The following is a 20,621-nucleotide window of genomic DNA, read 5'->3' as shown; positions in this document are numbered from 1 at the left end:
AGGTGGTCCCGTAGCGCGGAGTGAAAGCCCGGGGTGGTTCCGTAGGTCGGGGTCATTCCCGCAGTTCGGCGTTGCGCGTGGCGCGCTGGGCCGGATCTGCGGAAGCGGTCCCGTCGTGCGGAGAGGCAGCTCGGCTGGATCCGTAGTTGGGGGTTTTCTCCGTAGTTCGGGTGTTCGCGAGGTGCGCTGGTCCGGATCCGCGGAGGTGGGCACTTCTCGCGGAGGGTGAGCCCGGGTGGTTCCGCAGTTCGGGGTTTTCTCCGTAGTTCGAGTTCTCGCGCGGTGCGCTGGGCCTGATCCGCGGATGTGGCCCAGTAGTGCGGGGAGGGAAACCAGTGCTCCCCGCCAATCGAGGTCACTTCCGCACCTTGGATCCGCGCCGAACGCGGCGGGATCCGGGCGGCGAGCTGTGCACAGGGCGGGAAGCTCCTGTTTTGTTCACATTTCGCGGATCCGCCGAGCGGGACAGCGGCGCTGTCGCGCACGATCGAGGGCATGGACCTTGTCAGCACCATCCGCCGTGGCGGCGGCGTCATGCTCACCTCGCAGCTCGTGAAACGAGGGATCTCGCTCACGCGCATGAAACGTGCAGTTGCGGCGGGGATCCTTATTCGGCCCAGTAGGGGATGGATCGCTCTGCCGAGCGCGGATCCGATGCTCCTCGGCGCGGCCGGGGCGCGCGTCGTCCTCACCTGCATCACCGCCGCCGCCCACCTCGATTGGTGGGATGTCGGCGAAAAGAAGCCGCACTTGGCCGCCGCGCAGCACGGCCATCCGATCCTGACGAGGCCCGCGAAGGTGCACTGGAATGAGCCCGTTGTGCGTCGCGCGCCCGGTCAGCTCGTCGATTCCGCGCCCAATGTGCTGTCCCTCGTCGCGGAGTGCCAGCCCTTCGAACAGGCCGTCGCGATCTGGGAGGCCGCGCTCCGCGTCGGCGCCGCGAAACCCGAGCTGATGCGGGCACTCCCGCTGCGGCCCCGCGCGATGGAGGTGCTCGAGGCCGCGCGCCCGTACGCGGACGCGGGTACCGAATCGATCCTGTTCCACCGATTGACGTGGCTGGGCTTGCCGAGGCGGCGGCAGACCTGGATCCTCGGCCACCGTGTCGACCTGTTGATCGGTGACCGCCTGGTGATCCAGGTCGATGGCGGTCATCACGTCGACGCGCAACGTGCGAGCGACAACGAGCACGACGCGCAGCTGAGGCTCGCGGGCTATCACCCGATCCGGGTCACCTACTGGCAGCTCATGAATGAGTGGCACGTCGTGCAGGAGCTCATCCTGCAAGCCATCGCGCAGGGACTTCATCTCGCGAAGCGCTGACCCCGAATCCCGGATATGGCCCCGTACTACGGAAGGAACTGCGGCCCCTCTCCGCAGCACGGGGCCATGTCCGCACTTCGGGTTCGCGCGCCCAAGGTTGACATGGACTCGCGGATTTCTCCGAAATTCGTGGACACCCGCCCGATTAGGCCTACGCGTTTGTCCAGTCCACGCGCCGGCCGTCGGACCGGATACGCGGAGATGCTCCCTAACTGCGGAGGATTAAGGTGAACGACTCCGCAATTCGGAGTCACTTCCGCGGCTGGGGTTCACGCGCTCAGCGCCGGTCCGGATCCGCGGAGCTGGCCCCCAAGTCCGGAGGACATCTTGGGATCACGACGAAGATCGGGGCCATCTCCGCACTTCGGGGCGCCGAGCGGGGCGCCAGGGGGCGCCAGGGGCGCCGGCCCGGATCCGCGGGGCTGGCCACCACATTCGGAGGAACCCGTCGATTCGCACCGAAAATCTGGGTCATCTCCGCGAGACGCGAGCCGGCGGGCGGCCCCTAGGAACCCAAAATGGCATCTACCCCGGGGTTTCCCAGGGCATACCGCTAACGTAGGTAGGTCGGCTAAGGGATGCCACGTTGTGTACGTGGGTGTGAATGTGTCCTGTCGTGGCCGCATAACACCTACGGAAGGTGCGTTAGTTTCGCATGCCTAAAAACAAGAAGCCCGCTGGCGGTCGTCCCGCCAGGAACTTCGACCCCAAGTTCGCCGCAGACCGCAAGCCCCGCTGGAACCGCGATGACCGCGACCAGCGTCAGGGCGGATCCCGCGAGGGCGGTTTCAACCGCGCCGGAACCGGTCGTGACGACCGTGGCGAGCGTCGCCCGTTCAACCGTGACGAGCGCGGCGGCCGCTCGTTCGACCGCGACAACCGCGGTGGATCCGGTCGCGACAACCGGGGCGGATTCGACCGCAGCGAGCGCGGCGGATACACCCGCGACGACCGCGGTGGTTTCCGCGGCGACCGCGACAACCGTGGCGGTTTCTCCCGCGACAACCGTGGTGGATTCAACCGCGAGGATCGTGGCGAGCGCCGTTTCGACGGCGAGCGTGGTGGTTTCCGCGGCGACCGCGACAACCGTGGCGGTTTCTCCCGCGACAACCGTGGTGGATTCAACCGCGAGGACCGTGGCGAGCGTCGTTTCGACGGCAACCGCGGTGGCTTCAACCGCGATGACCGCGCGCCCCGTCGTTTTGACGACAACCGCGGCGAGCGTCGCCCGTTCGACCGCGACAACCGTGGCGGCTTCAACCGCGACGACCGCGCGCCCCGTCGTTTCGACGACAACCGCGGCCCGCGCCGCTTCGAGGACCGCGGCGAGCGTCGCTTCGACAAGCGCGACGACAACCGCTTCGAGAAGCGCGACGACAACCGCTTCGACAACCGCTTCGACAAGCGCGAGGACAACCGCGAGGAGCGCGCCCCGCGCGAGCAGAACGCCGGCGAGCGCGCCTGGCAGGAGCGCCGCGACGCGGCCCCCCAGCGCACCGCCGCTCACGAGGAGCGCATCGACGTCGTGCACGAGCGTCTCGAGTCGGAGGCTGTCGCCGCCGAAGAGGTAGAGGGCCAGACCTTCGCCGACCTCGGCCTCGGCGACAACATCGTCCGTGCCCTCGCGGGCATGGGCGCCGACAAGCCCTTCCCGATCCAGGCGGCCACGGCCGGCCCGATCATCGAGGGCAAGGACGTTCTGGGTCGCGGTCGCACCGGATCCGGTAAGACGATCGCGTTCGGCGCGCCGCTCGTGGAGGCGCTGCTCCGCGCCCGCAAGGGCAAGGAGCGCGCCTACGGCCGCTCGCCGCAGGCACTGATCCTCGCCCCGACGCGCGAGCTCGCGCTGCAGATCGACCGCACGGTGCAGCTGCTCGCGCGCAGCGTCGGCCTGTTCACGACCCAGGTCTACGGTGGCGTGCCCCAGGGCAAGCAGGTGGGTGCGCTCAAGAAGGGCGTCGACATCGTCATCGGCACGCCGGGGCGTATCCAGGACCTCGAGCGTCAGGGCAAGCTCGACCTGAGCCAGATCCAGATCGCCGTCCTCGATGAGGCCGACCACATGTGCGAGCTCGGCTTCCTCGAGCCGGTGCAGGAGATCCTGCGCCTGACGAAGGCCGACGGCCAGAAGCTGCTGTTCTCGGCGACCCTCGACCGCGAGGTCTCGGCGCTCGTCGACGAGTTCCTCAAGGACCCGCAGGTCTACGAGGTCGCCGGCGAGGACCAGGACTCGGGCACGATCGACCACCAGGTGTTCGTCGTCGACCAGCGTTCGAAGCGCGATGTGCTCGAGCAGCTCGCCGACCGCGACGGCCGCACGATCATCTTCAGCCGCACCCGTGCCTTCGCCGACCAGCTGGTCGAGCAGTTCGAAGACAACGGTCTGCGCGCGATCGCGCTGCACGGCGACCTGAACCAGGCCAAGCGCACGCGCAACATCGAGCGCTTCTCGAAGGGCAACATCCAGGTGCTCGTCGCGACCGACGTCGCGGCCCGCGGCATCCACGTCGACGACGTCGACCTGGTCGTGCAGGCGGATGCGCCGGACGAGTACAAGACGTACATGCACCGCGCCGGCCGCACGGGCCGCGCCGGTCGTTCGGGTCGCGTCGTCACGCTGATCCCGCGCAACCGCCGTCGCCGCATGAGCGAGCTGCTCGACCGCGCCGAGATCGACGCGCCGTTCCACGAGGTGCAGCCCGGTGACGAGCGCATCGAAGAGCTGACGCGCTAAGACACGCGGAAATGGGCAGGGTCTGGTGACCCTGCCCATTTGCGTGCGCCAGAATGGACGCATGCATACTCCCGTGGATCCCACCGGCCAGCAGATTCGCCTCGCCAAGGGCGACGTCACCGCACACATCGCACAGGTCGGCGCGAGCCTGCGCGGCCTCACCGTCGGCGGCGTGTCCGTCGTGACGCCCTTCCCCGAGGGCACCATGGCGCCGTCGTGCTCGGGCGCGGTGCTCGTCCCGTGGCCGAACCGCATCGCGGACGGCATCTGGAAGCAGACGGATCCGCACGGCACCGAGTACGAGCAGGAGTTGGCCCTCACGGAGCCGGATCTCGACAACGCGATCCACGGGCTGCTGCGTTTCGCGCCGTACGTCGTCGAGGCGGGCGAGGAAAAGGCGACCCTGACGGCCGCGGTCGTCCCGCAGAACGGCTACCCCTTCGCCCTCGTCACCGAGGTCGAGTACGCCCTCACGGACGACGGAATCACGGTCACGCACACGCTCACGAACGTCGGCGACACGGCGGCGCCCGTCGGCGTGGGAACGCACCCGTTCTTTCACATCGGCGGCGCGGATCCGCGCGAGCTGACCCTCACCCTGCCCGCTTCGCGCTTCTTCGAGGTCGATGAGCGCCTGCTTCCCGTCGCCGAACGCGACGTGACGGGCGACACCGACCTGCGCGCCGGCCGCCGCCTGGGCGATGTGTCGCTCGACACGGGCTTCGCGGGGCTCGATCGCGATGACGAGGGGCGCGCGGTGACGACGCTCGAGTCCGCGGACGGAACGAAGGTCTCGGTGTGGCAGGACGAGAACTTCGAGTACCTGCAGGTCTACACCACGGAGAACTACCCGGGCCAGGACTACGCCGTCGCCATCGAGCCGATGACGATCCCCACCGACGGCTTCAATTCCGGCGACAACCTGACCTGGCTCGAGCCCGGCGCGAGCTGGAATGTTAGTTGGGGTGTCAGCGTCTCGACGAACTCCGGGGTCACAATTAAGGAATGACTTCCCCGCTCCGGTCCGACGTTCGGCGCGCACAGATGCTGCGCCGGGCGGAGCGCCGCCGCCGCCGGGCGATCGTGACGATCGCCTCGGCGGCGTCTGCGTGTGTGATGATCGTCGCGGGCGCCGCGCTCACGACGGGGGCCGGATCCGCGGGCGCCGCACCGCAGCCCGTGGTCGCGGCGGAGACGCCGTCGCCCGCGCCGACACCGTCGCCGACCGCGGATCCGCAGGAGCCCGCGGAACGGGCAGACTCGGCCGAGGAAGCGTTCTGCGATGACGCCGTGAAGTCGGCGATCGACTCGGGAGACGCGGAGGCCGTCGTGGTGGCGGCCGGCGGCGGCGAGGCCTTCCGCGAGGGCGTCGTTTCCGGTGCCGCGGATGGCTGCATCGCGCTGGACCACCCCGCCTGGTCCTGGGTCGTGGTGAACAAGCAGCGACCGATCGAACCGATCGATTTCGCCCCCGAGACGGTCGTGCCCGAGACGTTCAGCCCCATCGGCTCCACGCTGACGCCGGCGGCGGCCGAGGCCCTCGACGCGCTCGCGCATGCCGTCGAGGAGACGGGCGAGGGATCCATCGGCCTGTCGAGCGGTTACCGCGACTACGCGTCGCAGGTGACCGCGCACGATTCGCTCGTCGCCGAGCTCGGCGAGGAGCAGGCGGAGCTCACCTCGGCGAGGCCCGGATACAGCGAGCACCAGCTGGGCTTGGCCGCCGACCTCGTCGCCTGCGACGGCCAGATCTGCGGCACGATCTACGAGTTCGGTTCGACGCCGCAGGGCCAGTGGGTCGACGCGAACGCGTGGAAGTACGGGTTCATCGTGCGCTACGGCGAGCCGGGCACCGACACGACCGGCTACGAGTCGGAGCCGTGGCACCTGCGCTATGTGGGTGTAGAGCTCGCGAAGGCGTATGCGGAGGGCGGCTACGAGACCTACGAGGACTTCTGGGGCCTTCCCGCCGCGACCGATTACGACAGCTGAGAGCCGGTCTAACGGCCGCGTAGCAGGCCGAGCGCGGCCGCCTTGTAGATGGCCTCGGCCTGATTGTGTGCGTCGAGCTTCTTGTAGATGGCGCGCAGGTGTGCCTTGACCGTGCCGGGAGACAGGAAGAGTTTCCGCGCGACCTCCTGGCGGCTGCCGAGATCTGCGAGGGCGCGGATGATCACCAGCTGACGCGCGGTCAGGATCGAGGCGTTGACCGCAGTCGACTCCTGCGCGAGTGGCCGCGTGACCGCGAACGCCGCGCGAAGCTCGCCCGGCGAGCGGAGGGATTGAAGGATCCGCGTGCGCTCGTCGCGGGTGAGGAGTGCGAATGCGAGCCGGAGCTTGTGCGTGCGCGCGAGGACGAGGAGGTGGCTTGCGGCATCCCGCGTCGTCTCCGGATCCTCGCTGGCGACGCCCAGGCGCGCGAGCATGGTGAACACGACGTGCTGTTGCAGGGGCGTGTGCGCGCTGGCGGCGGCCTTGCCGAGCTTGGCGGCGGCCGCGTCCTGATCGCCGTGATCGATGTCGCGCCCCGCGCTGAATGCGAGGGAGAGCGGATCCTCGGCCGTGCGCGTACCGGAGGTCGCGAGTAGTCGCGGATTCTCGCCGAACAGCACGAGGATCGAGCGCACGTAACTGGCGCGGCGGGGCGACGGTGCGGAGGGGGAGAAGGCGAGGTGCGCGCCCACCGCCTCGTCGAATCTCACGCGCGCCGCGCCGACGTTGCCCGCGGCGAGGTCGAGGATGACCTCGCCGAAGAGCAGGACGTCCCAGTGCATGGGATGCGGACGTTCGCGGAGGGTGGTCACGGCGCGTTGAAGCGCGTCGAAGTCGCCCGTGAGCCCGGCACAGATGACGGCCGTGGCGTTGACGAACGCCCCGTACGATCGCGAACTCTGCAGGGGTGAGGTGAGCGGCCCCTCGGTCGTCTGCGTGAGGGTGAGCGAGGCGGGAACTCGGCCGCCGACGGATTCCAGGAACGCGAGCCCCGCGAGCGCGAAGCGGCGCCGGTACTCGATGCCGTGTGCGAGACAGTACCTCTCGAGGTGGGTGAGGAGCGCGGCTGCGGCCGTGAACTCATCCCCGGTGATGAGCGTGACGGCGACCTGATACGCGAAGTTGCCGAAGACGTGTGCGAGCTCGGCGTCTATGTCACGTTCGGTGATCATCGCCGCCGCGCGCTCGGCGAAGTGCAGAGCGGCTGTGATGGCGGCGGACATGTTCCCCGCGTGCTGGAGTGCGTAAGACTCGATGCCCAACATGACGAGACGCTCGGTCGGGCGAAGCCCGCGCGACGAGGCGCGTGCCGCGTCGGCCGCGTGTCGGTAGAGATCGGTCGTCGAACGGTCGGGCCGGGGCGCCTGCTCGGCGACGGTCGCGGCGAAAAGGCTGAGCATCGCGCTGTTATGGATGTCTTCGAGAGGGAGCCGGCCGATCGCATCGACGATGTCCGGCGTGAGTTCCATAGGAAACGGCACCATCCGGAGGCCGACGCGGGTGATCAGAGCCACATCGCCCGTGAGCACAGCGAACTCGAAAGCGACGTCGTATTCTGCCCGCATCATGTAGAGCCGTGACAGGCGTTCCGCCGTCGTGACGAGCAGCTTCGGCCAGGATCGGCGCAGTTCGGCAAGTGCCGCGATCCTCGTGTCGGCTCGAAAGACGAAACGTGACTTGTGCGGCCCGCTTTCGAGTGTTCCGAGACCCCAACGGGCGAAGGTCTCGAGAAGCTCCGCGCCGTCGCGCCCCGTCAACGTGCCGGCCACTTCTGCGTCGATCTCATGGGGCATCGCGGCGATGCACACGTCGCGGAGCAGCCGCGAATCCTGCACCAGTGCCCGCAGGCCCGGCGCGGACGACAAGAACCCCACGCCGGATCCGCTCGCCCGGCCGAGGAACGCGACGGGTGGGAGGTGCGCCTCGCTGACCACGATGTGTTCCGGGAGGTCGATTGCGTCGATCGGCGAGGGCGAACTCTCAATGATGACGGCGCGGGTTTTCTCGCAGACGCGGAGGAAGTGCACGAGGTCGCTGACGATCTCGAGGTACATGCCGTCGTCGACGGCGCTGTGCAGGTCGTCGAGCACGATGATGGGAGAGTCGGCGATGCTGTGGAGCAGTCCGCCGACGATGTCGCGGATGTCGTCGTCGGGCTGACCGGCGCGGTCGATCGCGTCGAAGAGCGCCCGATCGCTGATCCACCCGCGGGCGTGGAGCTGCGTGATCGCGCGCATCCAGAAATTGCGCGTGCTCCGCGGCGGAGCGATGCTCGGCCACAGCAGCGCGGCGCCCGAGAGCGTGCCGGCCCAGCGCCGAACGAGGTCGGTCTTGCCGATCCCCGCGGATCCGCGCACGACGATCAGCGCCGGATCCGCCAACGAATCGGCGCGCGGCTGTCTCTCTCGGTCGTCCCGCATACGTACTCCCCACGCTCACCTTCGGGCGCCGGGATACGCACAAAGGGTCGACAGAACGTTCCCCCACAGGCCACCTTACGGATCTTTCGGGCATTGATGCCCTGGATTAGCCGTAAGGCCGCCGGATTTCTGCCTGATCTACGGCAGGAAATGCTCTCGGTGCGGCGCCGCGGCACCGTGGCGCGGTGATCGGCGCGGGGGTAACCGCGGGGTAAATCTTCGCGAAAACGAGAGCGGGGGTGAGATCGGGCCGGCGCATGCGTCACAGTGGGGAGGCCCAACCGGACCCGGCAGAGCCGCGACGTCCGATCGGCGTACGGTTCGTGCGGATCTCGACCCCTCAGCGAGAGAATCCGCACGTCGCGCGGGACCCGCTCTGAGTCGGTTCTCGCGCAGGGCAGCGGTATCACCGCCGCCCGCGAGGGGCTAGGAAGTGGAGCTCTTAGCCCCTCGCTTCCCGCTCCGCGTGGCTTCCTTCACACGTCTGATATCGGAACGGTAACGACGGGGGGTAAAAGCGGGGGTAAAAGCCGCGCTTCGTCCTGGAGCCTCAATCGCCATACGGAAAGCTGGACGTGGGTCGTGTGCCGCCTTTGCGTGCGCGCGAGCGACAGAGCGGGTCGGGGGACCCGCTCACATGCAGCCGATGAGGGCTTTACCCTGTCGCGCGCCTGCGACTTTGGCGTGCGCTCGGCTAGACCATTTCACAAGAGGGGACACAGTGCACCATCAGGTTTCGGAGGACGCCGCGTTGCAACGCCGCGGCGTCCGCTGGTCGTTCAGAACGGCGCTCGCTGCAGCGCTTGCGTTCGCCGTGGCCGTGCTCGGCCTCGTCGTGCCGAGCGCAGCCGTCGCGGCGCCGATCATCACCGAGGACGTCGACGCGGGGCTGACCCTCACCGTCGACTACGGCAATGAGGCGCTCGGCGACGACACGATCGTCACGCCCGGCACGCAATACAGCGTGAAGCTGCAGTACGAGACGAATCTGCAGAAGAACGGCAGCACGGTCGTGGTCGGGGTGCCGGAGGGTGTGGTGTTCCCTAGCGGTGTGCCGGCCGGAAATGGCGCCCTGAAAGACGTGGTATTCGACGAGGCCACTCGAGAGCTCCGCCTCACCTTCCAGGATGACGTCGAATCGGGTTCATACAACGCCCAGGGTGTTATCGACTTCCGCTTCACGCTGAGCAAGCCCGAGTCGGGCACGACGCGTGAAACGATCACCTGGACCCTGCCGAACATCCAGCTCGACACCGAGCTGGTCGTCAAGGATCCGGAGGACTGGGACCCGAAGCCGGGGAACTTCGGCAACGCCCTGAACAAGGGCATCGCGACGCCGGGCTTCGACGGCGCGCTGAAGTATGACGCCGCGACCGAGACCATCACGGTCGATCCGAAAGTCACCCAGCCGGGCGCCCTGCGGTATTCCCTGACAGTCAACGTCGCCGACGCCTCGACCTTCGACCTCAGCGACGTGATCGACGAGCGCCTTGTCTACGATGCTGACAGCTTCTACGCGACCATCAAGACCTGGAACGAGTTCTCCAGCGAGACCGCCGACTTCCCCCTTCCGGCGGTGAACATCTCGGACAACTCCTTCACGCTTCCCGGAATCTCGGTCGACCAGGCTGCACAGATCGTCATCACGTACACCGCCCATGTCGACCCCGAGCAGCTCGATGCGATCGCACAGCTGCTGAAGGACGGCGGCAAGGACAACGGCCGGGTGAACAGCCTCGATGAGGTTAGTTCGGAGTCCGGCGGTGAAATCTGGGCGCTGTTCGGAAACGATGCGAGCACGACGGCCGGTACCTCGGCGCGTGCCGACGGCAAGCTGGCGCTGCGCATCGACGCCGAGCCGCAGCCGAAGCCCGGCTTCGGTAAGAAGCTCGACTCCCCGCAGCAGACGATTCTGAACCCGGAGGGCACCGTCGACGACGAGGGCAAGCCGGTTCTGACCGCGCTCCCGCTAACGACCGAGTACACGATCACCGCCGACCTTCGCGCGTTCCAGGACAACGGCACGTGGCTGCCCAAGTGGAACCTCACGCAGGACGTCGTCATGCGCGACCAGCTGCCGAAGGGGGTCGTCTGGGGTGCCTCGGTGCTCGAGGCGAACGCCGAGCTGACGGGGCTCGCCTCGGCACCGGCCGAGCCCCTGACGGAGGAATCCTTCGCCGCGAACACGGATGCCGGCGACTACTGGATCGACGCCGCGAACCGCACGCTGTGGATCAACCTCGGACAGGACACCTCGAAGAACTGGTCGTTCACGGTCGCCTCGGTGATTGAGGACGCCTCGGCGTTCGACGATTTCTGCACCTGGAACAAGAACGATCCGCAGGTCGCGACGTCGTACTGCCTCCAGAACACGGCGAACTTCTTCTACTGGGACGGTCGCGGCGAGGACGGATCGGCGAAGCACACGCAGAATCGTCCGTCGCAGAACCGCGACCTCTTCGTCGTGCAGAATGCCGGCACGGAGATCGATGACGATAAGGCCTTCGACAAGAAGGCTGGCACGTTTGGGCGCATGACGATCGGAGAGGTGAACTGGATTCCGTTCACCTTCGAGATCGGGAAGGGCGCGCTCGTCGACCTGGCCCAGTCGCAGATCATCGACATGGTCAACCACGACACCTTCGACATTGCCGACGACACCCTGGACGCGATCGGCGCGACGATCTCGGCTCGATACGCCGGTGTGGAGCTGAACGGCGACGACTTCTCGTTGTCGATCAACAACGACGGCGAGCTGGTGTTCCAGCTGAATACGACGAAGCTCGACGAGCTGAAGGACGACGAGGGCAACCTCGTCGACGGACTGCACCTCGCATTCAGCCTGCCGACGCACGTCGTGACCGGCAAGCAGACGCTTGACGCATCGAACTCGGCCCGCGTGGAGGGCGAGACGACCCGCGAGTACACCTGGTACAACGAGGCAAAGGCCTCCGCGACGTCATACGGCGACGAGATGGAGGTGCAGAAGTACGTCTACGACGCGGGTAACGCGAACTGGACGAAGAACCTTCGCGTGCCACTCGACGAGGATGGCAACGCTGTAACGGGCTCGACCTTCATCTACCGTGTGGAGCTGCTGCCGCACGGCAGCTACAACGGCGTGCGCATCTTCGACGTGCGCGACGTGCTTCCGGAGGGCATCACCGCGCTGGGCTTTGTGAGCGACGACAAGATCGTCTCCGGCGAGGTCAGCGCCACCGACCGCGTCACCCTGGACGGCAACCTGCAGGCGACGCTGAAGGATGGCGTGATGACGATCTCGCAGCAGCAGGGCACGACCCTGCCCGCGGGCGTCAACCCGCACGTCAACTTTAAGGTGCGCGTCGATGCGGCGGAGCCGAACGTGGGCATCGTCAACAAGATCCCCGGCGCCGCCCCGACCGTGATCACGTACACGAGCGGATACCCGCTGGTGATCGCGAAGTCCGACTCGCAGCGCCCGAACGTCACGATCACCGACCGCGACGCGCGGTTCTCGATCACGGGACCGAACGGCTTCTCGGTTGAGGACGCATACGTCGTGGACGGGCAGCTGGTGACGTTGAACGACGACGGCGACGAGGTCGGCGTCGTGGTTCCGGGTCTCAAGGGCGACTCGAACGACCCCGCGGATGTGCCCGTGGGCGAGTACACCATCGTCGAGACCAAGGCGCCCGCCGGTTACGAACTCAGCGAGGTGCCGGTTGTTGCAACGATTCGCGCCGACGGCGCGTCGACCGCGGTCACGATCAACAACGACCCCCTGCCGCTGTATGCGATCGGCGACTACACGTGGATCGACGCCAACGGCGACGGTGTGCAGGGCGCCGATGAGACGGCGTTCGAGGGCGTCAAGGTCGAACTGCTCGACGCGGCCACGGGCGACGTGATCCGCACTGAGACGACCGACGAGAACGGTCGCTACCTGTTCGACCTGCTTCCCGCAGGCGAGTACAAGGTGCGCTTCGTCCTGACGGACACGCAGGCCGAAGACTACGTCTTCACGTCGGTGCATCAGGGAGACCCGGCCGCTGACTCCGACGCCGACCCGGCGTCGGGCGAGAGCGGCGTCATCCACCTGAACGGTGACAACGCGAACCTCACGACCGACTATGAGTTCGGCGACGTACAGGCCCTGTACGGCGTCGACCCGACGTGGGACGCCGGCGTGGTTCAGAGGAGCTACGCGATCGGTGACGTCGTCTGGATCGACAGCAACCGTGATGGTCAGCAGGATGAGGGCGAGCCGGCGCTTGCCGGCGTCACCGTCGAGCTGATTCGCGACGGCGACGTGGCTGGCACCACGCATACGGATGAGAACGGGCACTACGCGTTCGACAACCTCTCCTCCGGCACGTATCAGGTGCGCTTCACGCTCACCGAAGACCAGGCGGAGCAGTACGTGTTCACCAAGCTCGGAGACGGCTCGGCGACGGATTCGGACGCCAAGCCCGGCGACGACCCTGCGGTTGGTACGACCGGCGACATCGTCCTCGGCGATGCCAACACGAACCTTGACCGGGAGTATCCGGGCATCGGGGCGACGGAGGGCATCGACCCGACCTGGGACGCGGGTGTCGTCGAGCGCAACTTCGCCATCGGTGATGTCGTGTGGATCGACGAGGACCTCGACGGTCTGCAGGGCGACGACGAGCCGACTCTCTCGGGAGTCACGGTCGAGCTGCTCGACGCCGACGGCAACTCGTTCGAGGAGCCGCGCACGGTCACGACGGATGCCGACGGTCGCTACCTGTTCGATGAGCTGCCCGCGGGCAGCTACCGCGTGAAGTTCACGCTGACGGAGAAGCAGAACGAGACGTACATCTTCACGACGAAGGGCGTCGCGACCGAAGGACCGAACGCCGACTCGGATGCCGATCCGGCGACGGGAATCACGGACGTTATCGAGCTGAAGCACGGCAGCCCGAACCTCACGACGAGCTACGAGCCCGCCGATGTCAGGGCCACCGATGGCATCGACCCGACGTGGGACGCCGGTGTGGTCGTCAAGACCTACGCGATCGGCGACTACGCGTGGATCGACGTCAACCGCGATGGCGTGCAGAACGAGGGCGAGCCGGTTCTTCCGGGCGTCACCGTCGAGCTCGTCGACGCTGAAGGTAACTCCTTGGAGGAGCCCGTCGTGACGACGACCGACGAGAACGGGTACTACCTGTTCGACGAGGTTCTGTCGGGTACCTACCGCGTGAAGTTCACGCTCAACGGTGAGGACGCGGTGAAGTACACCTTCACCGACGCGCTCCAGGGCGAGGACAAGGCGACCGACTCCGACGCGAAGCGCGGATCCGGTCTGACCGAACCGTTCCAGGTCGGCTACAGCACCGTCCTGAAGGGCGACGACTTCGTCGCCTACAAGGAGGCGCACGCCGACACCGAGATCCTCGCGACCGTGGGTGTCGACCCGACGTGGGATGCCGGCGTGGTCGTCAAGACCTACGCAATCGGCGACTACACGTGGATCGACGCGAACAAGAACGGCCTGCAGGACGACGACGAGGTCCTGTCGGGCGTCACGGTCGAACTGCAGCGCGTTGACGGCGAGCCCGTCACCGACATCGAGGGCAAGCCCGTCGACCCGGCCACCACGGACGAGGACGGCCAGTACCGCTTCGACAACCTGCCCGCGGGCGAGTATCGGGTCCAGTTCACGCTGACCCCGGAGCAGTCGGAGCTCTACGTCTACACGTTCCCGAACAGCCTGGACGAGGGCACCGGTCCCAACAAGGACTCGGACGCGACCGTCTCCGGTGACGACCAGGCCATCGCCATCACCGTTCCGGTGACGCTCGATGACGGCAACGAGCAGCTCGTGCTGGGCGTCGACGGCGTTGAGGCGACCGAGGGCATCGACCCGACGTGGGACGCGGGCGTGTTCGCTCGCAGCTACGCGATCGGCGACACGGTCTGGGTCGACGAGAACGGCAACGGTCTGCAGGACGACGAGGAGACGCTCGAGGGCGTCATCGTCGAGCTGCTCGGCGAGACCTCCGACGAGGTCATCGCCACGATCAAGACCGACGAGAACGGCCGCTACCTCTTCGACGAGCTGCCGGCCGGCAACTACCGCGTCAAGTTCACCCTGACGGACGAGCAGGCGAAGGAATACAACTTCACCGGCAAGAACGCGGAAATCGGTGGCGAAGATTCGGACGCCGATCCGGCGACCGGCATCACCGACGTCATCGAGCTGAAGCACGGCAGCCCGAACCTCACGACGAGCTACGAGCCCGCCGAGGTCACGGCCACCGATGGCATCGACCCGACGTGGGACGCCGGTGTGGTCCACAAGACCTACGCCGTCGGCGACTACACGTGGATCGACGCCAACCGCGACGGTGTGCAGAACGAGGGCGAGCCGGTTCTCCCGGGCGTCACCGTCGAGCTCATCGACGTCGAGTCGGGCGAGGTCGTCGCGAAGACGGTGACCGATGACAACGGCCGCTACATCTTCGACGAGCTGCGCCGCGGCGAGTACAAGCTCCGCTTCACGCTGACCGACGAGCAGGCGAAGGTCTACACGTTCACCGACGTTCACGCCGGTGACGACGACCTGGCCGACTCCGACGCAACGCGCGGATCCGGTCTCACCGTCTCGTTCGTTCTCGACGGATCCAACGGATCCCTCGTCTCCGGCGAGCAGTACGAGTTCGGCGAGGTGCTCGCGAGCGAGGGCATCGACCCGACGTGGGACGCGGGCGTGGTCGAGAAGACCTACGCGCTGGGCGACTACGTGTGGATCGACACCGACTGCGACGGCGTGCAGGACGCGAACGAAGCCGCGCTCGGCGACGTGACCGTCGAGCTCATCGACCCGGCGACGGGCGAGACGATCGACTCGACGACGACGGACGAGAAGGGCTGGTACGTTTTTGACTCGCTGCCCGCGGGCACCTATCAGGTGAAGTTCGTCCTCACGGACGAGCAGTCCCAGCGCTACGCGTTCACCACAACCGGATCCGGTGACAAGCGCACCGACTCCGACGCAGACCCGGCGACGGGCCTGACGAAGGAGATCGTCCTCGACGATTCGAACGGTGAGCTCGTCTTCGACGGCTCGCTGGCCGCCACCGAGGGCATCGACCCGACGTGGGACGCGGGCCTCGTGGTCAAGCGGGTCTCGGTCGGCGACACCGTCTGGTTCGACGAGAACGGCAACGGCATCCAGGACGACGGCGAGCCCGGCATCCCCGGAGTCTGCCTCGAGCTGGTCGGCCCCGACGGAAAGCCCGTTACGGACATCGACGGCAACCCCGTCGAGCGAGTGACGACCGACGAGAACGGCTACTACTCCTTCGAGAACCTGCCGGCACTGCCGGAGGGCCAGCACTACACCGTCCGGGTGACGTGCGTTCCCGAGGGCTACGAGCCGACGAAGCCGGGCGTGGGCGACCGCGACAAGGACTCGTCGACGAACGAGGCCGAGTCGGGCAACCTGGTGAACGACGGTGACCGCGACGACACCCTCGACTTCGGGTTCGTCAAGACGCCCGTCGAGGAGCCGACGCCGACGCCGACGCCGACCGAGGAGCCGACCCCCGAGCCGACTCCGACGGATGACCCGTCGCCTGCTCCCTCGGAGTACCCGTCGCCGACTCCGACCGACGAGCCAACGCCTCGACCCACCGAGGTGCCGTCTCCCGCGCCGAGCGCGGAGCCGTCGGAGGAGCCCGCACCGGCACCCGCCGCGGAGCCGAGCGAGGAGCCGTCGCCGGCGCCGGCGCCGTCTCCCACGGAGGGACCGGAGGGCGACCTGTCGCCGACCGGTGGGGACCTCGCACTCCCGCTGGGTGCGCTCGCGATGACCATGCTGCTGGGTGGTGCCATCGTCTACACGATGCGTCGCCGCACGCAGCAGCGATAAGACGTTCACCCGGCTCGTTCTCTCGTTCCCCCAATGGTCGAACGGGTCGGGTGAGCTCACGGAGCGCCTCATAGGCGACCCCGTGCGAAGAGGCCAGGACCGCGAGGTCCTGGCCTCTTTGTCGTGTTCTCCACACCCGGCGCGATTGTCAGGCCTCGCTCATAGGCTGGAACCATGAGCGATCCGATGTACGCGCCCGAGCCCGACGACGGGTGGCTCCCCCCGGAGGAACCGCCGCAGGACTTCTACGGCGACTACGACGGCGGTGCGATCGAATGGGCCGACCCGTTCGCCGCACCCTCCGGTGCTCCCGGCGCGGTCGCGCCGACGGATCCGCCGGTGCGGGCCGCTCGCGGCTCGCGGTATGCGACCGCGCTGGAGGCGCTGCGCACCGTCTACGGGTACGACGCCTTCCGCGGCGATCAGGCCGCCGTCGTCGAGCAGGTGATCTCGGGCGGCGACGCGATCGTGCTCATGCCGACCGGTGGTGGAAAGAGCGTCTGCTACCAGGTGCCCGCCCTCGTGCGCGAGGGCACGGGGCTCGTCGTGTCGCCGCTGATCGCGCTGATGCACGACCAGGTGGAGGCGCTGCGCGCGAACGGCGTCGCGGCCGCGTACCTCAATTCGACGCAGGATCCGTCGGAGCGGCTCGCCGTCGAGCGCGCGTACATCGCGGGCGAGCTCGACCTCATCTACGTCGCACCGGAGCGGCTGTCGAATCCGCAGACGCGCGCGTTGCTGCAGCGCGGATCCCTGAGCGTGATCGCGATCGACGAGGCGCACTGCGTCAGTCAGTGGGGTCACGACTTCCGGCCTGACTACCTCGCGTTGGGCGACCTCGGAGAGGTGTTTCCCGGCGTGCCGCGCGTGGCGCTCACCGCCACGGCGACGCGGGAGACGCATCGGGAGATCACGGAGCGCCTGCAGTTGCAGAACGCCCAGCACTTCGTGTCGAGCTTCGATCGCCCGAACATCCAGTACCGCATTGAGGCGAAGACGGAGGTGCGGAAGCAACTGCTGCAGTTCATCCGATCGCAGCCCGACGGATCCGCGGGAATCGTGTACGCCCTCAGCCGCAAGTCGGTGGAGCAGATCGCGACCTTCCTGGCGGGGCAGGGGATCGACGCAATCCCGTACCACGCGGGTCTGCCCGCAGAGGTGCGCGCGGCGCATCAGTCGCGATTCCTCCGCGACGACGGCGTCGTCGTGGTCGCGACCATCGCATTCGGCATGGGCATCGACAAGCCCGACGTGCGCTTCGTCGCGCACGTCGATCTGCCGAAGTCGGTCGAGGGGTACTACCAAGAGACGGGTCGTGCCGGTCGCGATGGAGAACCGAGCGTCGCCTGGATGGCGTACGGTCTCGGTGATGTCGTGCAGCAGCGGCGAATGATCCAGCAAGGCGGGGGAGACCGCACCCTGCAGATGCGGCAGAACCAGCACCTCGACGCGATGCTGGCGCTGTGCGAGACGGTCTCGTGCCGGCGGCAGAACCTGCTCGAGTACTTCGGTCAGAAGTCGGATCCGTGTGGCAACTGCGATACCTGCCTCGAACCGCCCAAGACGTGGGACGGCCTGGTCGCCGCGCAGAAGCTGATGTCGACGATCGTGCGCCTCGACCGCGAGCGCGGGCAGTCGTTCGGTGCGGGGCACCTCATCGATATCCTTCGGGGCAAGTCAAATGAGCGGATCCAGCGCTTCCGTCACGACCAGCTGAGCACCTACGGCATCGGAGAGGACCTCTCAGAGCAGGACTGGCGCAGCGTGATCCGCCAGCTCCTCGCGATGGGGCTGCTCACGCCGAAGGGCGAGTACAACACGCTTGCGATTACCCCGGCCTCGGCCGGGGTGCTTCGCGGAGAGACGCCCGTGCTGTTGCGGCACGACGTGATCGGCCGCAAGTCGCGTTCCGCGATCGCGCGGAAGACCAGTGCCGCCGACACTCTCGACGAGAACGACCGCGGTCTCTTCGAGGCGCTTCGCGAGTGGCGTGCCGGCCAGGCCCGCGAGCAGGGCGTGCCGGCGTACATCGTGTTCGGCGATGCCACGCTGCGCGCGATTGCCGAGCATCGCCCGGCGTCGCTGCAGGAGCTGAGCGGCATCAGCGGCGTGGGTCAGAAGAAGCTCGATGCGTACGGCGAACAGGTGCTCGAGGTGATCGGCGCCACGGCGGCGTAGTAGCGGTCCGCCACTGACCTCCGCGCGGGGGCGAATCTCGCCTCGCGCTTGCCTTCCGATTTTCAATGCGCATACATGGATTTGACACGCGGCGTCACCCGCGGAACGACGCGCCACAAGCGACTCGCGGGGAGTAGCGGTATTTCTCTGCGTTCGCTGGACATTACCCCTCCGGCCCGGCAGGATATCTCTCGACTGAGTAAATCCTGCGTACAGCTCCACGTTCGCTGGCCTCCTCAGTCCCCGAGGCGTCCGCTTCGGGCTCTACTTGCGTACGTATCTGAGGGGATATCAATGCGTGCTGAAAAGCAGCGGCCACGGGTGAAGCCCTGGCTCACAGCAAAGCGGGTCGGGGGTGTTGTCACTGCCACTGCGATCACCGCAGCCTTCGTTGGTGCAGGCGCAACCTCCGCGACCGCTGCCGAAACCGATGACTCCGAGTCGCTTGCACAGATGATCGCGTCTGACCTTCTCAACGAGGTCATCGGGGGTTTGACTGACGAGCAGCTATTGGACGTCGGCGTCACCACGTCGGGCAACCCAAGCGATGAGGGTGCAAACTTCAACCCGCTGAACATCGGCGCTCTCGGGCTTCTTGACGTCAACCTGCCGACGGTGAACCTGCCGCTGCTAAAGACTCCGGATCAGGAGAACGGGCTTCTCGATCTTGGCAACGCGGGGCTCGTGAACTCGTTCGGCCACTCGCCGACGGCGACATCGTCGAAGGCCGCGGCAGGCGTGGTCACTGAGGACGGCGCGATCAATGTTGATGGCATCAACGAGGGAAGCACCGATTTCGCTTCAGTCGACCTCATCGACCTGCTGCGTCAGCTGAATCTCGAGGGGGTCTCGGACGCGATCGTAGATGGGCTATCGCTCGATTTGGGCGCCCTTGCGTCGGTGGCGGAAGAGAACGCCGGCGTGGTGACCTCGGACTACGTGGTTGCGGGTGCTGAGATCGCCGTCTCCAGCCCGCTTGCAGGCGATTTGACGACGGCTCTCGGTGGTGCATCGACGAATCTCGGCTTGGCGCTGAACGAGGCACTTGGCTCTGAAGGAACTCTTGTCGGGGCGCTCAACGACATCGACCTCGACATCAACCTGGGGCTTCTCGCCGCCACGGTCCAATCCGGCTCCGTTGGCGTCAACGGCCTCGATGCTGCGTTGGCTGAGGTCGATGAGCTGCTAACCAGCACCATTGGCGATGACAACGGGCTCCTCTCGCTCGATCTCGGTGCTGGCGACATCACGATCGACCTGTCGAAGCTCGTCGAAAGCGGCGACCTGAATGGTCTCGGCGCGAACACTCAGCTGCTGAACGCCACAACCCTGACGCTGATCACGAATGCGGCGGCAGATCTTCTCGGAAACGTCGTCACGGATGTCGTCGACCCGGTGAAGAACATCATTAATTCGCTTCAGGTGGACATTGAACTCGGCGTTAACCTGTCAGTTCCGCTCGTCGCGTCGGTCGCGGCAGACGTCTCGATCAACGCGCCGCTCGGCCAGCTGCTCGGGACCGCTGAAGACTTCGATACGGACCTCATCAACATTGAGGTAGAGCAGGGTGGCCTTCTCGGTGCTCTGCTGGGGGCGCTCGGTATCGAACTCGACGGGCTGATCAATGCGCTTCTGACTCCCGTCCTGAACGGTGTGCTCAATGCTGTCGGCGACACGGTCGGGCTGACTGTGGTGCCGCTGCTCGACAATCTTGAAGAGGTTATCTCTGGGCCTCTCGCGAGCCTGCTGAATGGCCTCTCACCGGTGTTCGCCGCGCTCAACCAGGTTGTGCAGGTGACGATCAACGAGCAACCGACAAATTTTGAATCGGCAGAGCTTGGCCTGCTGGGCGACGAGTCGTTCACGGTGAATGCGCTGGGCATCTCGCTACTCCCGGCGCTGAACGTCGCAAACGTTTCCCTGGCATCGTCGACCGTGCGTGCGCTGGACGAAGCACCCGTGTATGACACGTCGATTCTGGTGACGCCGGGATCGGTGGAGCAGGGTGGTTCGACGACGATCTCGGGTGAGGGTTTTGCTCCGCTCGAGACGGTGACGATCACGGTTGACGGTGTCGAGGTTGGCACGGTTG

8 protein-coding genes are annotated in these 20,621 nt (G+C 66.9%); 7 read left to right on the top strand and 1 reads right to left on the bottom strand.

From position 1 onward, the window contains the following. Window positions 1-495 precede the first annotated feature (495 nt). From IEX05_RS10195 to IEX05_RS10180, 4 genes are all read left to right on the top strand, one after another. The gene (locus IEX05_RS10195; RefSeq protein ID WP_229661250.1) at window positions 496-1,323 is read left to right on the top strand and encodes a type IV toxin-antitoxin system AbiEi family antitoxin domain-containing protein; all 828 of its coding nucleotides are present in this window, start codon (window positions 496-498) and stop codon (window positions 1,321-1,323) included. Between the two features lie 655 nt (window positions 1,324-1,978). Beyond that, a complete protein-coding gene (locus tag IEX05_RS10190; RefSeq protein WP_188701521.1) occupies window positions 1,979-4,057 on the top strand; it encodes a DEAD/DEAH box helicase in 2,079 nt (692 codons plus the stop codon). Window positions 4,058-4,118: 61 nt separating this feature from the next. After that, entirely contained in the window at window positions 4,119-5,066 is a 948-nt protein-coding gene (locus tag IEX05_RS10185) for an aldose 1-epimerase family protein (protein WP_188701519.1), read from the top strand. Further along, the gene (locus tag IEX05_RS10180; protein WP_188701517.1) at window positions 5,063-6,049 is read left to right on the top strand and encodes a M15 family metallopeptidase; all 987 of its coding nucleotides are present in this window, start codon (window positions 5,063-5,065) and stop codon (window positions 6,047-6,049) included. Before IEX05_RS10185 ends, IEX05_RS10180 begins: the two co-directional genes overlap by 4 nt. An 8-nt stretch (window positions 6,050-6,057) precedes the next feature. Here the strand turns inward: IEX05_RS10180 and IEX05_RS10175 are convergent, their stop codons facing one another. Next, entirely contained in the window at window positions 6,058-8,469 is a 2,412-nt protein-coding gene (locus tag IEX05_RS10175) for a LuxR C-terminal-related transcriptional regulator (RefSeq protein ID WP_188701514.1), read from the bottom strand. A gap of 721 nt (window positions 8,470-9,190) precedes the next feature. On the opposite strand from IEX05_RS10175, the gene IEX05_RS10170 reads away from it, so the two are divergent. The 3 genes from IEX05_RS10170 to IEX05_RS10160 form a co-directional block, all read left to right on the top strand. After that, window positions 9,191-16,351, top strand: a complete 7,161-nt coding sequence (locus IEX05_RS10170) for an SdrD B-like domain-containing protein (RefSeq protein ID WP_188701513.1) — start codon at window positions 9,191-9,193, stop codon at window positions 16,349-16,351. Between the two features lie 174 nt (window positions 16,352-16,525). Continuing rightward, window positions 16,526-18,529, top strand: a complete 2,004-nt coding sequence (gene recQ, locus IEX05_RS10165; RefSeq protein WP_188701511.1) for a DNA helicase RecQ — start codon at window positions 16,526-16,528, stop codon at window positions 18,527-18,529. A 294-nt stretch (window positions 18,530-18,823) separates the two neighbouring features. After that, window positions 18,824-20,621: choice-of-anchor G family protein (locus IEX05_RS10160; protein WP_188701509.1), on the top strand; the 1,798-nt coding region annotated here is incomplete at its 3' end.

The organism is Microbacterium nanhaiense, assembly GCF_014646015.1.
Lineage (GTDB): Bacteria > Actinomycetota > Actinomycetes > Actinomycetales > Microbacteriaceae > Microbacterium > Microbacterium nanhaiense.
The sequence above is the reverse complement of the archived record's forward strand: the minus strand, read 5'-3'. Positions and strand labels throughout refer to the sequence as shown.

Coding starts and splice junctions, on each gene's coding strand:
- IEX05_RS10195 (WP_229661250.1), top strand. CDS start 496: ATGGACCTTGTCAGCACCATCCGCCGTGGCGGCGGCGTCATGCTCACC.
- IEX05_RS10190 (WP_188701521.1), top strand. CDS start 1,979: ATGCCTAAAAACAAGAAGCCCGCTGGCGGTCGTCCCGCCAGGAACTTC.
- IEX05_RS10185 (WP_188701519.1), top strand. CDS start 4,119: ATGCATACTCCCGTGGATCCCACCGGCCAGCAGATTCGCCTCGCCAAG.
- IEX05_RS10180 (WP_188701517.1), top strand. CDS start 5,063: ATGACTTCCCCGCTCCGGTCCGACGTTCGGCGCGCACAGATGCTGCGC.
- IEX05_RS10175 (WP_188701514.1), bottom strand. CDS start 8,469: ATGCGGGACGACCGAGAGAGACAGCCGCGCGCCGATTCGTTGGCGGAT.
- recQ (WP_188701511.1), top strand. CDS start 16,526: ATGAGCGATCCGATGTACGCGCCCGAGCCCGACGACGGGTGGCTCCCC.